3 protein-coding genes, 1 tRNA gene and 1 pseudogene are annotated in these 3,035 nt (G+C 58.5%); 2 read left to right on the top strand and 3 right to left on the bottom strand.

Annotation, left to right across the window (positions count from 1 at the left end):
* The first annotated feature begins 39 nt into the window (after positions 1 to 39).
* A tRNA-Leu gene (locus FJ248_08690) sits at positions 40 to 126 on the top strand.
* Positions 127 to 197: 71 nt separating this feature from the next.
* Here FJ248_08690 and FJ248_08695 read toward each other — a convergent pair.
* Both FJ248_08695 and FJ248_08700 read right to left on the bottom strand, forming a co-directional pair.
* Positions 198 to 456 (bottom strand): annotated as a pseudogene (locus FJ248_08695) (transposase).
* 654 nt (positions 457 to 1,110) lie between these two features.
* Complete coding sequence (locus FJ248_08700; protein ID MBM4120955.1) at positions 1,111 to 1,866, bottom strand: sulfite exporter TauE/SafE family protein; 756 nt, start codon at positions 1,864 to 1,866, stop codon at positions 1,111 to 1,113.
* A 777-nt stretch (positions 1,867 to 2,643) separates the two neighbouring features.
* On the opposite strand from FJ248_08700, the gene FJ248_08705 reads away from it, so the two are divergent.
* Entirely contained in the window at positions 2,644 to 2,835 is a 192-nt protein-coding gene (locus tag FJ248_08705) for a hypothetical protein (protein MBM4120956.1), read from the top strand.
* Between the two features lie 67 nt (positions 2,836 to 2,902).
* Here FJ248_08705 and FJ248_08710 read toward each other — a convergent pair.
* Positions 2,903 to 3,035, bottom strand: a 133-nt coding sequence (locus FJ248_08710) for an MBL fold metallo-hydrolase (GenBank protein ID MBM4120957.1), incomplete at its 5' end; no start/stop codon positions are given.

Raw genomic sequence — 3,035 nt, forward strand, 5'->3', positions numbered from 1 at the left:
TGACATGGTGCAGCAAGGCCCCTAGAATCCGCTCCCCCTGCCGAGGTGGCGGAATTGGTAGACGCACATGGTTCAGGTCCATGCGGTGGCAACACTGTGGGGGTTCGAGTCCCTTCCTCGGCACCAGATCTTCATCCAGAAACCTCCAAGCAAGTCCGCATAGTGATCGGCTCCCATCGACTGGTCCGGGTCGAATGTTAGTGAATTGCGGCCTCCTTCGCCATTGCCGGCTGTAAGTCGAGCGAAGCGGAACCGCAAGGCAGATGATGGCGGGGTCGCGGTTTCCGGCGCGGGCGGATGATAACCAAGGCCGCAATGCGGGCGGACCGTGTTGTAGTGCCACCGCCAAGCCTCGATCGGCACAATGGCTTCAGCCAGGCTCTAGTAAATTTTGCCCTCGAGTAGCTCGTCGCGCAACGAACCATTGAAGCTCTCGTTGCATCCGTTCTCCAACGGCTGCGTCGGTATCGGCGTATTGAGAGGCGGTCAATTTCGTGGCCTCAGGCGAAGACTCTCCGCTCTCAACGAGGATTCAGCACCTGAGTGAGGCGCGCGTCCCCAGCCCGATGCGATAGGTGCAACCGACCGCCTGCAGAGGGCTGAGCGGGTTATCCGGGTCGAGTTCGGCGAGGTAGCTCACGCCCTCCTCTTCCACCAGATAGCCCGACAGGAAATACTCCACCAGCCGGGAACTCTACTTCTTCTGGTCTTTCTTGTCGTCTGACTTGAACCAGCCTGACACTGTGTCGGATGCGGATTTATATGCAGATCCCACCATGGCACAGCCACTGAGCAGTACCGCGGTAGAAATGCCAATGAGAATGGTTTTGACGGGTGATTGCATCACGCTCCTCCTAAGGTGCGTTAAGAGTTAAAAGCGGAATTTGATTGACCTGCGTTGAATCCTGATCAAGTTGCGGCGAGACTGCTAAGTCTAGCGTAGCGCTAATGCAAGTTCAATCTTTGGCGTACCTCCCGGAGCTCGGCACGCCGGATGAGTAAGCACAACTCAAGGAGCTGCTTGCGCTGCTGCCCACGCGCTATCAGCTACAGCCGCGATCAGGGGATCGCCGAGCTTTCAGTAACTCCAAACGACTGAACCTTATCGTGTCATCCGACGATCGATTTATACAAGAGCAGGATCGCACCGACGACGATGACGCTTTCAATCACAGTAGCGTGCACCTTAACCGGAATCCGCGCGACGATCCAGCGTGCCACAAAACCGCCCGGAACTGCCGAAAGGCCGACCGCGATGCCGGTTAGCACCAAGAGCGGGGTGTACAGATCGTTCAGCGCGAAGGTGCCGATTCGCATCAGTCCGACGAAAATCGAGACTAGTGCATCGGTGGCGACGATTGAGGCCGGCGCGACGCCGGCAGCCAACAGGATCGCGACCAGGATCGGGCCGGTGCCGACCGTGGCGCCGGCGAATAGTCCGAATGCGCCACCACCCACAACGAGCCCCGGATCGGTAAGTCGGAACTTGAGCCGCTCGAGAGCGCGCCGGAGCGGAATCGTCACGATAAGGGTGATCGCGAGCACGACAGCAATCGCGCGCTCCGACAGCATCGCGTAGATCGACGCACCGATCGCCGCCGCAGGGACCGCGCCGACCATCACCATCAACGCTTGCCGCGGTTGCAGCTCGCGCCGGAAAGCTGCGATTCGTGACAGATTGGCCATGATCATTACTAACGAGAGCGTCGGCATGACCCCCGTAATCCCGACAATCGGCGCGAGGAAGATCGGCAGGATCAGCCCGGTGCCGTAGCCCGCGATGCCGCCGAAGATCGAGGCGACGAGGCCGACCACGAGCGCGATCGCGAACAAGCCCCAGTCCATCCCTGCCAGTGCATCAACCACTCTGCCCGCTCCCGAACTCACGAAAAAGGGCGCCAGCGGAGCCCTTGATTGACGAAGCGTAACAGCATTCGTACAGCGCACGAGAAAGATCGGTTTGTCAACGGCTTTCAGCCGGGAGTCGCGCGCGAACCAACGTACGCAGCGAAGCAAGCGACGTGCACCGGAAGCCGCGTCAAGAACGATTGGGCGGTTACTTGGATCCAAGCCGGTTGGCGTGTCGCCACCGGGATGCCCGCGACGCGCATACGAATTTCAAACCACTTTCTCCCCTAGCTAACGATGAAACTCCTATGCTGAGAGGAAATCCATCGTGAGTGATCGTCTACAAGTAAAACCCAAACTTCAGTGTGACTATTAAGTCCGTGAAATTCCTGGTGCTATTTGGCTTCTTCGTGGGGCTGTACTGCATCTTGAACCTACCGTTCACAGGCCCTTTCAGGATCAAGTTCTGGGTCTTGGGCTTTGTAGCCTGGGTAGCGGTCGTGATCAGCCTAGTTCAGCCCGCCCTTAAGGGGCTCGGCGAGCTGAGATAGCCAAGGAACAGAACCCGTTACCTATGTCCCAGCCAGCCTAGAAATTGCAAGAGCCACCAGCCTAACTGACCTGCGCTGAATCCTGGTCCGGTTGTATTTAGGAGATTCGGCATCGCTGACACCATGAAAAACGCTCAAAATTCAATCCATGGTAAAAACGTGCTATATTCAAACGTTTTTCGTCAATTTTTGACTGTGGTACGTGTGTTAGGCTTAATTTAAAATCAACCCAACGAGGAAATTCATGACGAAGTCGCTACTCATCGCCGCCATCGCGGCTCTTGCGCTTGTCGCCTGCGGCAAGAAGGAAGAGCCCAAGAAGGCCCCCCAGCCCGCGACAAAAGTAGAAGCACCAAAGCAAGAGGCACCCAAAGCGGAGGCACCCAAGGCGGAGGCACCCAAGGCCGAAGAGAAGAAGGACGAGCCGAAGAAGTAATTCCCGGCACTGCAGGACAGGACGGCGGCACCCGCAGGGTGGCCGCCGTTATTGTTTGTGGCCCTCCCTAGCTCAGGTCGCGCCAGCCGAAACCGTCTTCCTGGGTGGCCAGCCCGACCCAGTCCTGCGCACAGCCCAGCACGCCGGCCAGCGCGGCGCGCGCCAGCTCCGGCCGGTTGTTCTGCTGCGAGAGGTGGGCG

Source organism: Nitrospira sp. (assembly GCA_016873435.1).
Lineage (GTDB): Bacteria > Nitrospirota > Nitrospiria > Nitrospirales > Nitrospiraceae > VGXF01.